The following is an 18,652-nucleotide window of genomic DNA, read 5'->3' on the forward strand; positions in this document are numbered from 1 at the left end:
ACTGGATTTAAGGCCCGTAGGTCAGGGGTTGTTCAGTACGTAGTGGCGCAAAAACGCGGAGACATCCACCATCTCCTGTGCACTGATTGAATGGCCCATTCCCGGATAGGTACGGGCCGTCAGTGCGGTGTTTTGCTCCAGCCACCGGGCGGTGTGCTCGATGGCGTCCTCGTTGATAACGAGGTCGCCCCGGTCCCGGCCCCAGAAAAAGGGCGGCGGGGTGGAGAACTGTTCGCTCATGGCCAGCAGTTCGTTGTCCAGGACAAATCCGGAAAGGCCTACCACTGCCTTATATTTTTCCGGATGTAGACGTAACAACGTACTTGCCATGGCCATTCCCTGCGAGTATCCAAGCAGGGTGACGCTGCTGTGCCCGGGGCGGAGCGAGTCGATCCAGGTGTGCACCTTATTGGTGGCAGTGACGACGTCCGCGAAGTCGTTGGTCAGAAAATAATCCAGGAGGAACCAGCCGAACGCGTCGCCAATGGCCATGGGTGCCCGCGGTGCGGCGCAGGTGAACTCCTGCGGCAGCATCCCGAAGAGCTTTTCCATCCGGGATTCATCGGTGCCGTAGCCATGCATCATCACCAGCAGGGGCGTACCGGCACGTTCGGATTCGGGTTTGGACCAAGCTACTGTTTGCACTGCCCCAGCCTAGTCAGTTCATGGGCCGGCGGAGGCAAGGCAGGGCTCTTTTCAGACTGCGCTGGTGGTTATCTCCAGACTGCCGGATTCCTGGAATCACGGGAGAGTCCGTCTTAGAAAGCAAAGCTGTCTCGCTACAGCGAGCAGATACGGGCGGCAGGGCCTTATCCCCACCGCCCGCATCTGCGGTTATCCGTCTGATCCTTCTCGTCGTGTTACTGGGGCTTGCCGTTGCCTGGGCGCACGGTGACCTCGGCCGTAGCGGTTGTTTCGATGCCGGCGTGGTTGATCGCGGTGACGCTAAGTTCGAAGCTGCCCTTGAGGCCTTCGATGGGGAGCTCGTAGCGGCCGTTCACTCCAGTGAGCTCTTGTCCGTTGAAGGTGACGGTGAGTGAGCGGACACCCGACTCAGGATCTTCTGCTTGAATGTCGACGACGAGGCCGTGCTTTGCACCTACTTTGGTGTCCTTGACCTCGGTCACGACTGGTGCTGTCTCGTCGGGTACCGGGGCGTTCACGTAGGCGATGCTCGGAGCGGGAGGCGTCGTCATTCCCTCGCCGAGGAAGAAGCTCGGGTGAGGGGGCTGGTTGTAGGCGGTGTTCTGCCACGCTACGCCGAGCCGATACACCGGATCGTGCATCAGGGTGCGGATGCGGTGTTCGGTGACATCGGTGGTGGTGAAGATCTTCAGCGACGAGTGGTCGGCGCTGCGGTACACGAGTTCCTCCCGCCAGTCGCCGAACAGGTCGGCCTGCAGCCCCGGGTTGCCCTTGGTGCCGTTACCAGTGAGGGTGCCGTCGAGTGTGAGCAGCCGTTCTTCCGTCTTTGACTCCCAGTTCCACTTCGATATGGTCGGCGTCGCACCAGTGGCGAGTTCGGTCGGGTCGGTGTAGTCGTGATCGGTGATCTCACGCAACAGGTCCCCGTCCCACCAAGTGAGGAAGTTCGCCGCGGGGATGCTCGTACCCAGGTCCGTGCCATCTGCTGCGCGAAGCGATCCGACCTTCGAGTAGAACTTGTACGTTCCTCCGATCGCCCACGCCTCATTGCCCTCGTGCGTCGGGTCGATATCGCCCGCCGCGCCACGGCCGGTGTCACGGGTACCAGGTATCGACCAGAGGATCTCACCCGTAGCGGCGTCGCGCATCGTCGCCGCACGCTGGCCACTGCTTGGCATGCTCTCGTGCACTGAGAAGACCTCCAGCCCCCCACGGGAGGGGATGTGGTCGGTGACGTGCATCGCGTCACCGTGCCCGAGGCCGGTGTTATAGAGCGGCGTGCCGTCGCTATCGATCGTCATCGACCCGAAGACAATCTCGTCGGCGCCGTCCGCGTCGACATCCGCGATCGAGAGGTTGTGGTTGCCTTGTCCTGCGTACTGGTTGCCGGCCTTGGTCGAGTCGAACAACCAGCGTTCTTCGATCTTGCCGTCAACGAAGTCAAACGCGGCGATGTAGGTCTTTGTGTAGTACCCACGGCTGAAGATCATGCTGGGTTTTTCACCGTCGAGATAGGCGGTGCCGGCGAGGAATCGGTCCATCCGGTTGCCGCTGGTGTCACCCCACGATGAAAGCTCCCCGCGCGTCGGTACGTAGTCAATACTGTCGAGCGCCACACCGGTCGCGCCTTCGAAGACGGTCAGGTACTCGGGGCCGGTCAGGATACGGCCGCTCGTGTTGCGGTGGTCCGCCGCCGCGTCGCCGATGACCGTGCCTGCACCATCGACCGTAGCGTCCGCGGTCTTCATCGCAACTTCGGCTCGGCCGTCACCGTCGTAGTCAAACACCTGGAACTGTGTGTAGTGCGCTCCCGCGCGAATGTTGCGGCCGAGGTCAATCTGCCACAGCCGGGTGCCGTCAAGCTTGTAGGCGTCGAGGTAGACGTTCCCGGTATAGCCGGAACGTGAGTTGTCCTTCGCGTTCGTCGGATTCCACTTGAGGACGATCTCGTACTCTCCGTCACCGTCGAGATCGCCGACCGACGCATCGTTGGCTTCGTACTCGTAGGCCTCGCCCGTCGGAGTCGTGCCCCCTGCCGGTCGCTGGAGCGGGATGTCCAGCGACTGATCCCCCCACGGCGTGAATTCGTCAGTAACCGTGACTTCCCGCTGGTCGATCAACGCGGTCACGCGGTAGACCGAAGCTTCGGTCCCCTCCGCATCGAGCAGGTTGGTGCTGCCGGTGATCGGAGTTTCAGTGATACGAATACCGTCACGGTAGACGTGGAAACCGATCGAATCGGCGTCGAGACCAAGCATGCGCCAGCCAACGTAGACTCCGCCGCCGGTTGTTACAGCGACCGGGGCTCGGTCGAGGTATTCCACCTGCCGGATCGGCGTGTTCTCGGGCGCCGCGACTGCCGGCATACTCACAAGCGTTGCCGCAGCGACAGCAGCTACTGCCGCCGCTCCTAGCGCTCGTCGTGACCTTCGTGGGTGGACGAACGAAACCATAACCATCTCCCTTGATGTCCTCATGCAGAAGCAAGTCATCGCCCCGCACTGGGAAAACGCTTTCTTTTGAACCGTTTCATCGTGCTTCTGCTCCTTACCGGTTGTCAAGGAAACAGACGAATATGAAGGCCCACCGTCTGCAAGGAATCATTAGGTCGACCGGTGCGCAGCAGCGAGTGAACCAAACGGCTGTCACATCCGTCCCGCCGCAAAGATCGCCCCACCACCACGAATTCGTTCGCGCTTTATCAAATTGGATAGCGGAGATTCGCACGCGACTTCTCGACGCCCGGAGCGCCCCGTACAGGGCAACCGAGCCGGCAGGTCAAAAGCGCCGCGGGGACATGTCCTGCGCCGCGCCAGCCATCACTCCGTGAAAGCAACTAGCAAGGGTGTAATTCCATCGCAATAATCTCGCGGCGCGTCCAACACGCTCAACAACTCAGACTTCATTGAAACCCCAACTCAGTGGCAGTAGCGTAAAGTTGACAGCATGCTTATCAATGCTGCGGGAAGCCCGTGGCGTACAGAAGGAGCAAGTCCATGAGAATCGGCTCATCCATTTTCCTCATCGCCCTGGGAGCAATTCTGGCCTGGGCCATCACCCCAGGACTGATCCCCTACGTTGACCAGACGCTGATCGGTTACATTCTGATGGCGGTGGGCGTTATCGGCCTGGTCGCCTCCCTGATTCTCGCCTCCCCAGGACGCCGTCACCGGGTCAGCGAGACCCGTACCGTGGCAGACCCGCAAACCGGCGAGCGGATCACGCGCCACGACACCCGCGACGGCGGCCTCTGACGCCAACGCCTAACAACCACACGAACCACTACGCAAGCGCAGGCCCGGATCGCCACGATCCGGGCCTGCGCCTTTATTGGCGCCGTGCAACTTGGGCGTTGGACCAATCCGCAGTCCATCTGCTAAGGACTGCGGCCGAACCTCTCAATCGCTGGCGTTGGCAAGCCTGGCTGCCAGCGTCCTGACGTGCTCCACAAGCTCCGGAGGTTCGTGCACCTGGAAGTCGAATCCCTTGGTTGCTACATAGATGGCCAACTCATCCAGGGAGTTGGCTCCTGCATGCAGCGTGCATCGGTGCTCGTCGATCGGCTTCAGCGCACCGGTGGTGGGGGCAATCCGCTCAGCCGCCGTCTCAGCGCTGACGTGCAGGGTGAACCGGCCCTGGTAGCGGTAGGCCGACGTCGTAATCGCCTGCGAAGTGTAGCCGCCGAGATCGGGAGCCGGCGGGGTGCGTGGGGTAAACCGGGGGCCGGCGGGGATGCGCGGGTCGAGGCGGTCTACACGGTAGGTGCGCCAGTCCTGCCGATCCAGGTCCCAACCTACGAGATACCAGCGCCACCCTGCATGTACCAGCCGGTGCGGCTCAGCCGTGCGAATTCTGCTGGTTCCGTCGTGCCTGCGGTAATCGAAGCGCAGGCAGAGCGAGTCGCGGCATGCGGCGGCAATGGCGGTAAGCGTCTCTGGAGCGACAGTAGGTCCGGTGCTGGACATCGGCACAACTACTGCCTGGAGGCCGTTGATTCGGTGCCGCAGCCGGGACGGCAACACCTGTTCGAGCTTGGCCAGTGCCCGCACTGACGACTCCTCGATGCCGGTAATGGAACCACCGGCGGCCGTCCGCAGCCCAACCGCTACAGCCACGGCCTCGTCGTCGTCCAGCAGCAATAGCGGAAGAGCAGCCCCCGCGCCAAGGCGGTAGCCGGCAGCACCGGCAGTGGCCAGCACTGGATAGCCCAGGCCGCGCAGCCGGTCGATGTCCCGCCGCACGGTCCGCTGGGTAACTTCCAGCCGCTCGGCCAGCTCGGTCCCGGACCAGTCGCGCCGGGCCTGCAGCAGGGAGAGCAGTCGCAGCAGCCGTGCCGAGGTTTCCCACATGGCCACCATCCTGCCACGGCTTAGGACCGGACCTGACCTAGGTGATTCCTAGGCTTGTCTCTATGGACAAGAACACAGACATCAGGCCCTTCACCATAGACATTCCCCAGGTTGAGCTGGACGACCTGCGGGACAGGCTCACCAGAACTAGGTGGACTACAGACCTGCCGGATGTGGGGTGGAGTCGCGGCGTGCCGGCAACGTACCTCAAGGGACTGGCCGAATACTGGCGGGATGGGTACGACTGGCGGGTCTTCGAGCGGGCACTGAACAAGTACCCGCAGTTCACTACGGAGATCGACGGGCAAAACATCCATTTCCTGCACGTCCGCTCGCCCGAACAGGACGCGCTGCCGCTGATCCTGATCCACGGTTGGCCCGGTTCAATCGTTGAGTTCCTGAACGTCATTGGCCCGCTGACCGACCCCAGGGCACACGGAGGAAATCCGGCAGACGCATTCCATCTGGTGATCCCGTCAATCCCCGGCAGCGGCTTCTCAGGTCCTACCGGAGAAGCCGGCTGGGACACCAACCGAGTGACCAGGGCGTTCGCCGGGCTGATGGAACGGCTCGGCTACGACCGCTATGGCGCGCAGGGCGGAGACACTGGAACTGTCATCTCCCCGGGGCTTGGCCGGCTCAACCCCGGCAAGGTGGTTGGGGTTCATGCAAATGGTCTCGCGGCCTTTACCAGCGTCAGCCCAAGCGAGATGGCGGAGTTGACCGAGGCGGAGCGGGCACGGCTGAACCACGTGCAGTACCTGGAAAGAGAGCAGTCCGGCTACGCGATGGTCCAGATCAGCCGTCCACAGACACTGGCCCACGGGCTGCACGACTCCCCGGTGGGGCAATTGGCCTGGATCGTGGAGAAGTTCAAGGAGTGGACCGATCCGGCTGCCAATCTGCCCGAGGATGCGGTGGACCGGGATCTGTTACTTACCAACGTGATGCTGTATTGGCTGACCGGCACCGCAGGGTCCTCGGCCAACAGCTACTACGAAACCGCCCATGCCGGCGCCTGGGGCGCGAGTCAGCGTTCGTCCGTGCCGACCGGCGTCGCAGTTTTCCCCTTGGATGTGTCCATCCGGCGGACTGTGGAACTTGAGCACACAGTTGTTCACTGGTCCGAATTTGACCGCGGGGGCCACTTTGCCGCCATGGAGGCACCGGACCTGCTCGTCGCTGATGTCCGGAGGTTTTTCAGCGGGCTGCGCTGAAACCAAGGCAACAAGCCCGCACCCACACTGCCGGCGGCAATCGCATACGCGCTTTCACATAAGGGACAGGACAAAGGAGAGGACGAAGCCGGCCGCCGTGCTCATTGCTACAGCCGGTCCGCCGTGTTCATAGGCCTCGGGCATAAGGGTGTCAGCCAGGGACGCGATCACAGCGCCGGCGGCGAATGCCAAAGGCAGGGAGATAGTTTCCGCGTCTACCTCTGAAAGGGGGCCTGCACCGATCACGACGGCGATAACGAGCAATACCGCACAGGCACCCCACAAGCCGAAGACGGCGCCGGCGCTTCGGCCCTGTGCGCGCATCGATGATGCTCCAACCAGTGCCTCGGGGAAGTTGGAAACGAAGATCGCAGCCAGGAGGGCCAGTCCACCGGTGCCGCCGCCGAGTGCTACTCCCAGTGCCACGTTCTCCGGCACACCGTCGAGGGTGACAGCGGCGAGGAGGGCCAGACCTGCCGCACCGCGTGTCGATGCCTTGGAGGACGAGCGCTCCGTCGCGGCAGCATCCGTATCGAGCTTTGCGCTGCCTTCGTATTCATCGGCGGGTGTCGCTTCTGAACCTGGTTGGGCCCAACGGTCCAGCAGCGCGCTGAGGACGGTAAAGACGAGGGCGCCGGCCAGCAGGCCTATGGCTGCCCGCCAAATACCGCCTCGTTCATAGGCGTCCTCGAAGAGTTCAAAAGCCAGTGCGGTGATGAGGGACCCGGCAGCAAACGACAGGAGGATCGCCAATAAGCGTTTAGGCAGATTGAACCGGACGCCGACCAATGCTCCAATAACCAGCGCACTGGAAGCCACTACGCCGAACAGTAGCGACATCATCATGTAGCCAGTATAGGAATCCAACCCACGGAATGAGGAGAAGCTTCTGAAGGTGAAGTGCACTCCAGTCCGCCTGTGTTTCCTTCGCTTCACATCGCCACCCGTTGACAATCCAACAGAAACAAAGATAAAGTCAACTAATTCCACATTGGAGTGATAGCTGTCACTCCACCCGGAAGAAGCACCTAAAGCACTACGCGATGGAGGGTACCGTGTTCGCCGAGGAACGCCAGCAGAAGATCGCAGGTCTTGTTGCTGCCACCGGCCGGGTAAGCGTGACGGATCTCGCGGAGAGCTTCAGCATCACTACGGAGACCGTCCGCAGGGACCTCGCTGCCCTGGAAGCCACTGGAACTGTGCGACGTGTCCATGGTGGCGCCGTCGCCGCAGACCGCTTCACCACAACCGAGGAAAGTGTCACGGAGCGCACCGTCCAGCGTCCCGAACAGAAACTGCGGATCGCGAAGGCCGCCCTGAAGCTGGTTCCGCACAGCTCGGCCGGCAGCGTCCTCCTCGACGCCGGGACCACCACGGAAGTCCTCGCGGACCTGCTTGCCGGGCAGCACGGCCCGACCAACGGCAACGACATAACAACACAATCCAACAACGCCGGCCCGGACTTGGTGGTTATCACCCATGCCCTGCCTATTGCCGCGAAGCTCTCCAGTACGCCCGGCATCGCCCTGCATCTGCTGGGCGGACGGGTCCGGGGACTGACGCAGGCCGCCGTGGGGCAATCCACGTCGGAGGCAGCGGCCCGGCTCCGCCCCGATGTTGTTTTCCTGGGGACCAATGGCATCCACGCGTCTTTTGGCCTCAGCACGCCCGATCCTGAAGAAGCCGCCGTCAAGGCAGCCTTCGTCACTTCGGCACGCCGCATTGTGGTGCTGGCCGATTCCTCCAAGCTGGACGCCGAAACGCTGGTCCAGTTCGCCTCCCTGAAAGATCTGGACACCGTGATTACTGACAGTGAACCCGGCCCCGAGCTGGCGGCGGCCCTGGCCGACGCCGGCGTAGATGTGGTGATCGCATGATCGTCACGCTCACGGCCAACCCCAGCCTTGACCGTACGGTGGCCCTCCCGGGTGCACTGGAACGCGGAGAGGTCCAGCGCGCAGTCTCGGTCCGGCAGGAATCCGGCGGCAAGGGAGTCAACGTCTCCCGCGCGCTGGTGGCCTCCGGCCTGGACACCGTCGCCGTCCTCCCCGGGGCAGACTCGGATCCGGTCCTGGCCGGCCTCCGCGAAGCCAAGGTCCCGTACAGTGCCCTGCCCATCAGCGAACCGCTCCGCACCAACGTGGCGCTCACCGAACCGGACGGCACTACCACCAAGATCAACGAACCCGGCCCCGTCCTTGACGACGTCCAGCGGGAGGAACTGATCGCCCTCCTCCTGGAGCGTTCCCGCGGCGCCCGTTGGGTGGTCCTGGCCGGTTCCCTGCCGCCGGGTTTCCCTTCAGATTTCTACGCCACCGTGACCCGGCGGCTAAGAATGTCCGACGGCGGCGCTCCCCTGATCGCCGTCGACTCCTCCGGCGCTCCACTTGCCGGGGCCGTGGCCGGCAACAGCCCGCAGGGCACTACAGGTGAGGACACCACCGGGAAACCGGATCTGCTCAAACCCAATGCCGAAGAACTCGCCGAACTGGCGGCTGCGGCCGGATCCAGCCAGTCCTTCACAGGTGAGCAGCTCGAGGCGAACCCTGAGATGGCAGCTGCTGCGGCAGCCGCCGTCGTACGTTCCGGTGTGGGAGCCGTGCTGGCCACGCTCGGTTCCAAAGGCGCCGTCCTGGTAACAGCCGACGGCGCGTGGCTGGCCACGCACCCGCCGGTCACCGCCGTCAGCACCGTCGGCGCGGGCGATTCCGCGCTGGCCGGTTACCTGCTGGCCCACGGTCAGGGCGCCGCCCCGGCTGATTGCCTCCGTCAGGCAGTGGCACACGGTGCCGCCGCCGCTTCGCTGCCGGGTTCCACTGTCCCGGCAGTCCACCAGACCACCCCCGAAGCCGTCACCGTGACGGCTCTTCGAAAGGATTGACAGTGTCCCAGCTCATCACCACAGAACTGGTCGACCTCGACCAGAACCTGGGCTCCTCGCCCGAGGCCGTGATCCGGCACTTGGCCAGCAAAGTTGCTGCCACCGGACGCGCCACCGAAGTAGAAGGCCTCTTCGCGGACGCCTTCGCCCGGGAACAGAAAACCGCAACGGGGGTGCCCGGCGGCATCGCCATTCCGCACTGCCGCTCGGCCGCCGTCACCGTCCCTACCCTGGCGATGGCCCGGCTTTCCAGCCCTGTGGACTTCGGCGCCAAGGACGGCCCCGCGGACCTGATCTTCTTCATTGCTGCCCCGGACGGTGCAGACCAGGAGCACCTGAAGCTGCTGTCCAAGCTGGCGCGCTCGTTGATTAAAAAGGACTTCACGGGGGCGCTGCGTAACGCAACCTCCTCAGAGGAAATTGTTGAGCTGGTGACCGCAGCGATCGGTGACAGGCCTACTTCCGGCGCCGCCGCTGATGGGGGCCCGGGAGCGGCTTCGGGCGTCCGCGAAGCGGGCGGGGCCCCCATCGGTGGTGGCGCCCCCGCAACCACCGGCACCAAGCGCCTCGTCGCCGTGACCGCCTGCCCCACCGGCATCGCGCACACCTACATGGCTGCTGATTCCCTCGTTGCGGCCGCAAAGGAAGCCGGCGTGGACCTGCAGGTGGAGACGCAGGGTTCCTCCGGCGCCAAGCCGCTGGATCCCGCCGTCATCGCTGCGGCCGACGCGGTCATCTTCGCCGTTGACGTTGACGTCCGCGGCAAGGAGCGCTTCGCCGGCAAGCCTGTGATCAGCGCACCGGTCAAGCGCGGCATTGATGAGCCCGCCAAGATGGTCCAGGAGGCACTGGCCGCCGCGGACAACCCCAATGCCCGTCGGGTCACCGGCAGCATGGAAACTGCCGGTGGGGAAGAAACAGGCGGCGGTGAGCACCTGGGCCAGAAGCTGAAGAAGGCGCTGCTGACCGGTGTCAGCTACATGATCCCGTTCGTTGCCGGCGGTGGCCTGCTGATTGCGCTGGGCTTCCTGCTGGGCGGCTACGACATCACGGACATTGCGGACACCGTGGTGCTGGAGAACAACCTGGGCAATCTTCCCGAAGGTGGCCTCAGCATCTACCTTGGCGCCGTGCTGTTCAAGATCGGCGCGCTCTCCATGGGGTTCCTGGTCCCTGCACTGGCTGGCTACATCGCCTTCGGCATCGCTGACCGCCCGGGCATCGCTCCCGGTTTCACCGCCGGCGCAGTTGCCGGCTTCATGGGTGCGGGCTTCCTGGGCGGCCTGGTGGGCGGTCTGCTGGCCGGTGTCATTGCCCACTGGATCGGCACCTGGGAGGTACCGCGGTGGCTGCGTGGCCTGATGCCCGTGGTGATCATCCCCCTGCTGGCTTCCATCGTTGCTTCCGGTCTGATGTTCCTGGTGCTGGGTGGCCCCATCGCCGGACTGACTGTTGCCCTGAACTCCTGGCTGTCGGGCATGACCGGTGCATCCGCCGTCGTGCTGGGCATCATCCTCGGCCTCATGATGTGCTTTGACCTCGGCGGCCCGGTCAACAAGGTTGCGTACTCGTTCGCCGTGGCCGGCCTCGGTGCCGGCAGCCTGATCGACAATCCCGCGCCTCTGCAGATCATGGCCACCGTCATGGCAGCCGGTATGGTTCCGCCGCTGGCCATGGCCCTGGCCACCACGCTGGACAAGAAGCGCTTCAGCCTGGCTGAGCGGGAGAACGGCAAGGCCGCCTGGCTGCTGGGGGCATCCTTCATCACCGAAGGTGCCATCCCGTTCGCCGCTGCCGACCCGCTGCGTGTCATCCCTGCAAGCATGCTCGGCGGTGCCGTAACCGGTGCCATCGCCATGGCTGCGGGCGTCACCTCGCAGGCCCCGCACGGAGGCCTCTTTGTCTTCTTCGCGATCGGCAACCTGCTGATGTTCGTGCTGTCCATCCTTGTGGGCACGGTCATCACCGCGCTGGCCGTCCTGGCGCTGAAGCGCTGGGCCGTCCGCGAGCCCGCTGCTACGGTGGAAGCTGTCCCGGCCACCGTCTGATCCGGCCTGCCAAGGCCACTCGATTCACACCATAAAGGAGCACACCCCATGTCCGAACGCACCGCAACCGTTGCCAGCCGCGTTGGCCTGCACGCCCGTCCGGCCGCCATCTTCGCCGAAGCTGCCGGCGAATACGATCTGGACATCACGATTGCCCGCGAAGGCGAGCCGGCCGACGAAGCAATGGACGCCGCCAGCATCCTCTCCCTGATGAGCCTGGGCGCCTCGCACGGCGACGTTGTGGTGCTTCGGGCCGAAGGAGACGGCTCAGACGCAGCCCTCGACCGCCTGGTCCAGATCCTCGAAACGGACCACGACGCCGAGTAACTTACCGCCGGGACCTTCCGAGGGAGCGTCCGGAGCCCAATGGCCAGTACCGCGCAGGTACTGGCCATTGGGCGTTAACCGCCAGTTGTCTATAGCGCCATTTTCGCCTTTTAGGGTCCATGAGGACCTCAGCCTGATCGGGCTGGCCATCATCGAAAATGGAGCACACGGACAATGGAACACATTCAGCGGACGAGTTTCAGCCGACGGACGGCACTGGCGGCCGCAGGAACGTTGGGCGCGCTGGGCATCGGCCTGTCGGCTGGGACGCCGGTCTTCGCCAAACCGGGACCGAAAGCGCAGAAGCCTGCTTTGACGTTCCGGCCCGACGGCGGGTTCAAGGTTGTCCAGTTCAACGACACCCAGGACGACGAACGGACTGACCGGCGCACCATTGAGTTGATGAACGGCGTCCTGGACGCAGAAAAGCCTGACTTCGCAGTGATCAACGGCGACGTGATCAACGGTGGCTGTGACACCGAACTGGAAGTCAAGCAAGCACTGAACCACGTGGTACAGCCAATGGAAAGCCGCAGGGTTCCCTGGGCTGTGACGTTCGGCAACCACGACGAAGATTCGGCTCAGCGAACCGGCATGACGGAAGACCGCATGCTGGAGTTCCTGCAGACCTACGAATTCAACGTCAACGCTGACTCAATCCCGGGATTGACGGGGACCTCGAATACACAGCTGCTCCTGCAGTCCTCGCGATCGAAAGACCCGGTCTTCGGCCTCTGGTTGATGGACACGGGCCGGTATGCGCCAGATACCATCAATGGCCAGGACTTCGCGGGCTACCCGGACTGGGACTGGGTACGGATGGACCAGGTAACCTGGTATCGCAATCTGTCCATCGCCACCGAAGAGAAATACGGCAAGAAGATCCCGTCGCTGATGTGGGGTCACATTGCACTGCACGAGCACCGCAACATGTGGTTTGCCAGCATCGATTCCCGCACTGACGCAGATCATGCCCGGGCCGTTGCGAAGCACAACATTGTTGGCGAGCGGAACGAGGACGAGTGCCCGGGCCCGTTCAACTCGGGACTGTTCAATGCGTTCCTGGAGCGTGGTGACGTTCTTGGCTACTTTGTAGGCCACGACCACGTGAACACCTACGTGGGTAACTACTACGGCGTGCAGCTCGGTTACGCACCCGGAACCGGGTTCGGCGCCTATGGGCTTTCAGGCGCGGAGCGGAACCGCCTCCGGGGTGCCCGGGTCTTCGAGCTGCACGAGGACCACCCCGGAATCTACAAGGACACCCGGGTGGTCTTCGCCAAGGATCTGGGCATCGACCTCACCGCCAACGACCAGCCCATCGAGCCACTGCCGCTTAGCGCGCCACAGCAGTAGGCCGGCGCTACGTGCCGGCGGATTCGCGCAGCCCTGGGGCCTCGGGTGCGGTCTATGTACGATGGCCTCAATTGAACAACCACAAATGGGGGCAAATGGGCGAGAGTACTGATACTGCAACGCGTGCACTGGACACGCAGCCTGACCGGGCAGCACTACCCGGACCAACGGCGGCGGGAGCACGAATCACCGCGGGTATCCTCTCGATCGTGCTGGGCCTCTGGATGCTGGTCTGTTCGGTCCTTGTATGGGCGGACGCCTTCGAATCTTTCACGGACACCCGCATCGTTGCGGCCGTCGTTTTCCTCATCGGCCTTGCCACCCTGACCATGGGCACTGTCTGCTTGACACTGGCAAGGGGCCGACATCGAGAACCAGCCCTGTCATTCGTTTGGGTCCCGGCCGTAGCCGTCCTGGTATCGCTGTTGGTGCTTAACGCGTACGGGCCGCTTCTGCTAGTGCCCGCCCTGTTGTTGGGACTTCCCGCGATTCTGGTGTTGCTGCCGAGGCCGGCGTAGCTTCATCACGCAGATTCGGAACTTCAGAGGGAGCTCCACGAACACCGAGAGGACTACCGCATGCCCAATATGCAGAATGACCGCCTGTGGGCGATGGCCCGCGCCGAGCGGGCCGCGCTGGCGGAGGACCTGTCCGGCATTAGTGCGGAGCAGTGGCGGCATCACACGCTGTGTGGGCAATGGAACGTGGAGCAGGTCCTCGCCCACCTCACGGCAGCGGCCAGTTTGAATCAGTGGCAGTGGATAGGCAGCATTCTCAGGGCCCGTTTCCGTCCCGATGTGCACAACCAACGGGCATTGGCCGAGCACCTCGGTAGGACCCCTTCAGAGACGCTTGAGCGCTTCCGGAACATCATCGACAGCACCACGGCTCCCTCAGGCCACACCGCGGCCTACCTCGGCGAAATCGTCGTTCACGCCCAAGACATCCGGCGGCCGCTGGGAATTCCCCGAACACCGGCGGTCGAGGCGCTGACTCCCGTCGCCGATTTTTTCGCCGGAAACAACTTTGCTGTTGACAGCCGCACGCACGTCACGGGCCTTCAGCTCCGGGCCGACGACGGGCCATTCGCTGCGGGCAGAGGTTTATTAGTCACCGGTTCAACCCTCGCCCTGGTAATGGCTATGGCCGGCCGCACCGCGTACCTCGACGAGCTTGAGGGGCCGGGGTTGCCGGTTCTTGCGTCCCGCGTTCAGGGCTCCGCCGCCGGTTAGCTGCCCTGACCCTAAGGCCCGACGGCGGCACCCGGCTTAAGCGCCCTTCCGCGCGCGGGTGCCGGTGGACTTCGCCGTGCTGGACTTCGCGGCTGTGGACTTGGAAGCGGTGGACTTCGCCGCTGTGGACTTGGCGGCCGGCTTGCGCGCCGGGGCCTTGGTGTCGGCGTCGTCCTTGTCTTCGCTGTCCTTGGCAGTAGTGCTCTTCGAAGTGGAGGCCTTCGCGCCACTGGACCGGGTGCTCCGGCTCTTGGCAGGGGCCTTCTTCGCGGCACCCGAGTCCGTCTCGTCGTCGGACTCTTCCTCGTCTTTAGAGCCGGATTTGGATCTGGAACCGGTTGCTTCCCCGCCCTTGCCGCGCTTTTTATCCAGGCTCCGCTTGAGGGCCTCCATGAGGTCGATGACCTCACCCTTGCTTTCACCCTCCACAGCGCCGAAGGTCTCTTCAGTGTCCAGGGCGTCGCCCTTTTCCAGCTTGGCCTCAATGAGCTGGCGAAGCTGGACCTGGTAATCATCGGTGAACTGCTCGGGCTCAAAGTCGGCGGCCATGGATTCCACCAGGGCCGCCGACATATCCCGTTCCTGCGCGGAGATCTTCACGGAGGTGTCCAACGCCGGGAAGTTCACCTCGCGCACCTCGTCATGCCACAGCAGCGCCTGCAGCACCAGAACGTCATCCCGGATGCGCAGCGCGCCCAGGCGGGTCTTCTCGCGCAGGGCGTACTGCACAATCGCCACCCTGTCCGTGTCCTCCAGCGCGCTCCGCAGCAGCACATAGGCTTTGGGCGACTTGGAATCCGGCTCCAGGTAGTAACTTTTTTCGAAAGTCATGGGATCCAGTTGCTCAGACGGCACAAACTGCACCACCTCGATCTCATGCGAGTTCTCCGCAGGGATGGACTTCATCTCTTCCTTGCTCAGGATCACCGTGCGGCCGTCTTCCTCGTAGGCCTTCTCGATGTCCGAGTAATCCACCACCTCACTACAAACCTCGCAACGCCGCTGGTACCTGATCCTGCCGCCGTCGGCATTGTGAACCTGGTGCAGACTAATGTCATGATCCTCAGTGGCGCTGTAGACCTTGACGGGCACATTGACCAGCCCAAACGCGATGGCACCTTTCCAAATGGCTCTCATCCCTCAAGTGAACCCCAGCTTGGCCGGAAGGAGAAGCCCCATGCCGGGACCTAGGGAACGTGTCAGGGTAGCGGGCCGCGAATTGACCCTCACCAACTTGGACAAAGTGCTCTATCCGGAGACGGGCACCACCAAGGCCGATGTGCTGGCCTACTACGCCTCGGTGGCACACGTCCTCATCCCGGCCTCTGCCGGCCGTCCGGCCACCCGGAAGCGCTGGGTCAACGGCGTGGGGACCGCCGAGGAGCCCGGCCAGATGTTCTTCCAGAAGAACCTGGACGAATCCACGCCCGGGTGGGTTCCCCGCGCCGCGATCACGCACAAGGACCGCACCATCCACTACCCGCTGGTCAACGATCCCGCGACGCTGGCCTGGTTTGGCCAGATCGGCTCGCTGGAAATCCACGTGCCGCAGTGGCAGGTGGATTCGCACGGCAACGCGCTGCCGCCGGACCGGTTGGTGCTGGACCTTGATCCCGGTCCGGGCGCGGGACTTCCGGAATGCGTTGAGGTGGCGCTGCTGGCGCGGACCATCCTGCAGGACGTGGGATTGGAACCGGCACCGGTGACCAGCGGCAGCAAAGGCATCCATCTCTATGCCAAGCTGGACGGCAGCCAGAGCTCGGACCAGATTTCCGCCTTCGCACACGAGTTGGCACGAGCACTGGAAGCGGACCACCCGGACCTGGCGGTCAGCGACATGAAGAAGTCGCTGCGCCAGGGCAAGGTGCTGGTGGACTGGAGCCAGAACAGCGCCGCGAAAACCACCATCGTGCCCTACTCACTGCGGGGGCGTCTTACGCCAACCGTTGCCGCTCCCCGCACCTGGGAGGAGCTGGAATCCGGTTCATTGAAGCATCTGGACTACCGGGAAGTGCTTCAACGTGTGGAGGCCGGCGAGGATCCGTTCGCGCCGATCTCCGGCGGGTATGGTGGCAACGTCGCGGCCACTGATTCAGACAGCGACGGCGGCGGCAACCCGCGCCTTGCAAAGTACCGCTCCATGCGCGATCCGGCCAAAACTCCCGAGCCCTTCACCGGCACTCCTGACGAACGGATTGGCGAGAACCGGACGTTCGTCATCCAGGAACACCATGCAAGCCGGCTGCACTACGACTTGCGGCTGGAACACGACGGCGTGCTGGTCTCCTGGGCAATTCCCAAAGGAGTGCCGGACACCGCGGACAAGAACCACCTGGCCGTGCAGACCGAGGACCACCCGCTCGATTACGCCACGTTTGAAGGCACCATTCCCAAGGGCGAGTACGGCGCAGGCGAGATGACCATCTGGGACCACGGCACGTACGAGACGCACAAATGGATCAACGGCAAGGAAGTGATAGTTACCCTGACCGGGTCCGACGGCGGCGGGCTGGGCGGGACGCGGAAGTTCGCCTTGATCAGGACCGGACGCAGCGACGGCAAGGACCAGTGGCTGATCCACCTGATGGAGAAGGAATCGCACCGCTATCCCAGGCGGCGGCCCGAGGACGATCCTGAGGACCTGGTTGCTGTGGGTGGGACGCCGGAAGGTGAGAGAGCAACCGGTGAAACTCCGGAACCGGAACCGGCGGAACCGGGCGGCGAGCACAGCGCCTCCGCGGAAGGGGACGGCGATAACCAGACCCAGGAGCCGCCGTCGTCCATGGACTTCCGGCCGATGATGGCCACCTCCGGGACGCCGGCCGAGCTGAGCGGCAGCGACTGGCAGTTTGAGCTGAAGTGGGACGGCGTCCGCGCCATTATCATTGGCGGCGGTGGAAGTGTGCGCATCTTCAGCCGGAACGGCATCGACGTTTCCGCCACGTACCCGGAGTTCACCGACCCCGCCCTCTGGCCGGACCGGACGTTTGCCGCTGATGGCGAGATCATCGCCGTCGGGCATACGGGGAAACCTGATTTCGGGCTGCTGCAGGGCCGGATGAAGCTGACGCGGCCGGGCGACGTCCGCAAGGCGCAACGCACCATTCCCGTGCGGCTGGTCCTTTTTGACTTGCTGTACGACGGCGGCACCGACCTCCGTGCCATGCCGCTGCGCAGGCGCCGGACGCGCCTGGAAACGTTCTATGGCCAGGCTGATGCCCCCCTGTCGGAGGCTTCAATCGAGCTGTCCCCGGTGCTGGACGAGGACGTTGAGGACCTGTTGGACAGCGCCGGCGAGCTGGGCCTGGAGGGGATTATGGCCAAGCGCGCGGACACCCGCTACGTCAGCGGCCAGCGCACCCGGACATGGATCAAGCTCAAACTGGAGCAGACCCAGGAAGTGGTGGTAGGTGGCTGGCGGACCGGCAAGGGCGGACGCTCAAGCACTGTGGGCTCGCTGTTGCTGGGGATCCCGGAGGGCGGCAGCCTGCGGTACGTGGGCCGGGTGGGCAGTGGATTCAGCGGCCGCGAACTGGCCGAGATCAAGGAAAAAATGGACCGGCTGGCCCGGAAAACCTCACCGTTCCACGACGTCCCGGCCGTTGACGCGTCCGACGCGCACTGGGCCAAACCCGAGCTGGTGGGCGAGGTGACGTTTGGCGAATGGACCGAATCAGGACGCCTGCGCCATCCTGTGTGGCGCGGATGGCGGGTGGATAAAACGCCCGACGACGTGGTGCCCGGCTGAGTGCCCTGGGTAGCTGGGTTAGACCGCCGGGCCCGCTTCGCCGGGCTCGCTGGAACGGTGCCAGGACGCCGTAACGTTACGGCGTCCCGGCACCATTCCGGCGAGTGGACGGAACTCTGCTGAGCCGTCCGACTGGAAGCAGCTAGCTCGAGTGCTTCACCTGCGGCCGACTGGTCCGGTGCACGGCGGTAACGGCTGCTTCGTGGCCAGGCCTGCTGTGCGCAAGGAACTGGTCGTGGCTGTGCTCGTGGCGGTGGCGCTTGGCGTCGCCGTTCGAAACCGCTGCCCGTGGCTGGTTCACTCCCCCAACTGAAGCAGGCGGAGCGGCTGCCATCTGTGCCCTCATGGATTCGGCAAGATGCCGTGCGAGCTCCGGATCGAGTTTCCCCCCGGAGTCGTCAGGCATTCCTGCAGAACTTGGCGTCCTAGCGGACCTGGACGCCCTTGCGGTTTTGTTCCTGGCCATGGTTCTTCCTTCCTCTTTGAATGAAGCTGTTCCTGTTTCAAGCACTCTGGGCAGGGTTCCTACCAGCGCGTTTTCTTCTCCACAGGCCCCTTCTTACCGCTGGCCTGGGTGGGCTGGTGGCTCTTACCCACGCTCTGCACGTGCCCACCGCCGCCCCTTGATTTGCTGGCCAGCATGGCCCGCTGCGCCTCGCTCAAGCGGGACTTGACGCCGGACGCTGGTGGCGTGGTGGACTCGGCTGAGCCTGTGGACTTGGACTCTGTTGGTTCATTGGAAGCTGCCGGGTTCGAAGCAGAGTTCGATGCAGCCTGGTTGCTTTTGGATTCAGGGGTGGTCATGGTGACCTTTCGGGTGACGGCCTGCGCAGACGGGCGATGCGGACC

Annotated in this window: 17 protein-coding genes; 10 read left to right on the top strand and 7 right to left on the bottom strand. The window is 64.0% G+C overall.

The features are described 5' to 3' along the window. Nucleotides 1-21 precede the first annotated feature (21 nt). Together AC50X5_RS07305 and AC50X5_RS07310 are read right to left on the bottom strand one after the other, a co-directional pair. Complete coding sequence (locus AC50X5_RS07305; RefSeq protein WP_494975446.1) at nt 22-645, bottom strand: alpha/beta hydrolase; 624 nt, start codon at nt 643-645, stop codon at nt 22-24. A 215-nt stretch (nt 646-860) separates the two neighbouring features. Beyond that, nucleotides 861-3,104: a rhamnogalacturonan lyase gene (locus tag AC50X5_RS07310; RefSeq protein WP_494976059.1), complete on the bottom strand. Its 2,244-nt coding sequence runs from the start codon at nt 3,102-3,104 to the stop codon at nt 861-863. Nucleotides 3,105-3,641: 537 nt separating this feature from the next. Here AC50X5_RS07310 and AC50X5_RS07315 point away from each other — a divergent pair. Further along, nucleotides 3,642-3,899, top strand: a complete 258-nt coding sequence (locus tag AC50X5_RS07315) for a DUF6458 family protein (protein ID WP_494975447.1) — start codon at nt 3,642-3,644, stop codon at nt 3,897-3,899. Nucleotides 3,900-4,043: 144 nt separating this feature from the next. Here the strand turns inward: AC50X5_RS07315 and AC50X5_RS07320 are convergent, their stop codons facing one another. Next, nucleotides 4,044-4,994: a helix-turn-helix transcriptional regulator gene (locus AC50X5_RS07320; protein ID WP_494975448.1), complete on the bottom strand. Its 951-nt coding sequence runs from the start codon at nt 4,992-4,994 to the stop codon at nt 4,044-4,046. Nucleotides 4,995-5,056: 62 nt separating this feature from the next. Here AC50X5_RS07320 and AC50X5_RS07325 point away from each other — a divergent pair, with 62 nt between their 5' ends. After that, nucleotides 5,057-6,211, top strand: coding sequence for an epoxide hydrolase family protein (locus AC50X5_RS07325; RefSeq protein ID WP_494975449.1), 1,155 nt, complete (start codon nt 5,057-5,059; stop codon nt 6,209-6,211). Between the two features lie 54 nt (nt 6,212-6,265). Here the strand turns inward: AC50X5_RS07325 and AC50X5_RS07330 are convergent, their stop codons facing one another. Beyond that, nucleotides 6,266-7,057, bottom strand: coding sequence for a ZIP family metal transporter (locus tag AC50X5_RS07330; RefSeq protein ID WP_494975450.1), 792 nt, complete (start codon nt 7,055-7,057; stop codon nt 6,266-6,268). Nucleotides 7,058-7,266: 209 nt separating this feature from the next. Between AC50X5_RS07330 and AC50X5_RS07335 the strand changes: the two genes are divergently transcribed. From AC50X5_RS07335 to AC50X5_RS07365, 7 genes are all read left to right on the top strand, one after another. Further along, nucleotides 7,267-8,088 (top strand): DeoR/GlpR family DNA-binding transcription regulator, encoded by an 822-nt coding sequence (locus tag AC50X5_RS07335; RefSeq protein ID WP_494976060.1) that lies wholly within the window; start codon nt 7,267-7,269, stop codon nt 8,086-8,088. After that, nucleotides 8,085-9,092 (top strand): 1-phosphofructokinase family hexose kinase, encoded by a 1,008-nt coding sequence (locus AC50X5_RS07340; RefSeq protein WP_494975451.1) that lies wholly within the window; start codon nt 8,085-8,087, stop codon nt 9,090-9,092. The genes AC50X5_RS07335 and AC50X5_RS07340 overlap by 4 nt, the downstream gene beginning before the upstream one ends. Nucleotides 9,093-9,094: 2 nt before the next feature. After that, entirely contained in the window at nt 9,095-11,140 is a 2,046-nt protein-coding gene (locus AC50X5_RS07345; RefSeq protein WP_494975452.1) for a PTS fructose transporter subunit IIABC, read from the top strand. Nucleotides 11,141-11,188: 48 nt separating this feature from the next. Continuing rightward, nucleotides 11,189-11,467: an HPr family phosphocarrier protein gene (locus AC50X5_RS07350; protein WP_463936563.1), complete on the top strand. Its 279-nt coding sequence runs from the start codon at nt 11,189-11,191 to the stop codon at nt 11,465-11,467. 174 nt (nt 11,468-11,641) lie between these two features. After that, a complete protein-coding gene (locus tag AC50X5_RS07355; RefSeq protein ID WP_494975453.1) occupies nt 11,642-12,823 on the top strand; it encodes a metallophosphoesterase family protein in 1,182 nt (393 codons plus the stop codon). Between the two features lie 95 nt (nt 12,824-12,918). Further along, entirely contained in the window at nt 12,919-13,341 is a 423-nt protein-coding gene (locus AC50X5_RS07360; protein WP_494975454.1) for a hypothetical protein, read from the top strand. A 60-nt stretch (nt 13,342-13,401) separates the two neighbouring features. Further along, the gene (locus tag AC50X5_RS07365; protein WP_494975455.1) at nt 13,402-14,055 is read left to right on the top strand and encodes a maleylpyruvate isomerase family mycothiol-dependent enzyme; all 654 of its coding nucleotides are present in this window, start codon (nt 13,402-13,404) and stop codon (nt 14,053-14,055) included. 36 nt (nt 14,056-14,091) lie between these two features. On the opposite strand, the gene ku is transcribed toward AC50X5_RS07365, so the two are convergent. Beyond that, nucleotides 14,092-15,192, bottom strand: coding sequence for a non-homologous end joining protein Ku (gene ku / locus AC50X5_RS07370; RefSeq protein WP_494975456.1), 1,101 nt, complete (start codon nt 15,190-15,192; stop codon nt 14,092-14,094). A 40-nt stretch (nt 15,193-15,232) separates the two neighbouring features. Here ku and AC50X5_RS07375 point away from each other — a divergent pair, with 40 nt between their 5' ends. Then, on the top strand, nt 15,233-17,803 hold the full coding sequence (locus AC50X5_RS07375; RefSeq protein ID WP_494975457.1) for an ATP-dependent DNA ligase: 2,571 nt from the start codon (nt 15,233-15,235) through the stop codon (nt 17,801-17,803). A gap of 142 nt (nt 17,804-17,945) precedes the next feature. Here the strand turns inward: AC50X5_RS07375 and AC50X5_RS07380 are convergent, their stop codons facing one another. Beyond that, on the bottom strand, nt 17,946-18,209 hold the full coding sequence (locus AC50X5_RS07380; protein WP_494975458.1) for a hypothetical protein: 264 nt from the start codon (nt 18,207-18,209) through the stop codon (nt 17,946-17,948). A 119-nt stretch (nt 18,210-18,328) separates the two neighbouring features. Beyond that, nucleotides 18,329-18,607: a hypothetical protein gene (locus AC50X5_RS07385; protein WP_494975459.1), complete on the bottom strand. Its 279-nt coding sequence runs from the start codon at nt 18,605-18,607 to the stop codon at nt 18,329-18,331. Nucleotides 18,608-18,652: the final 45 nt, after the last annotated feature.

This window comes from Pseudarthrobacter sp. MDT1-40-2, from assembly GCF_059383595.1.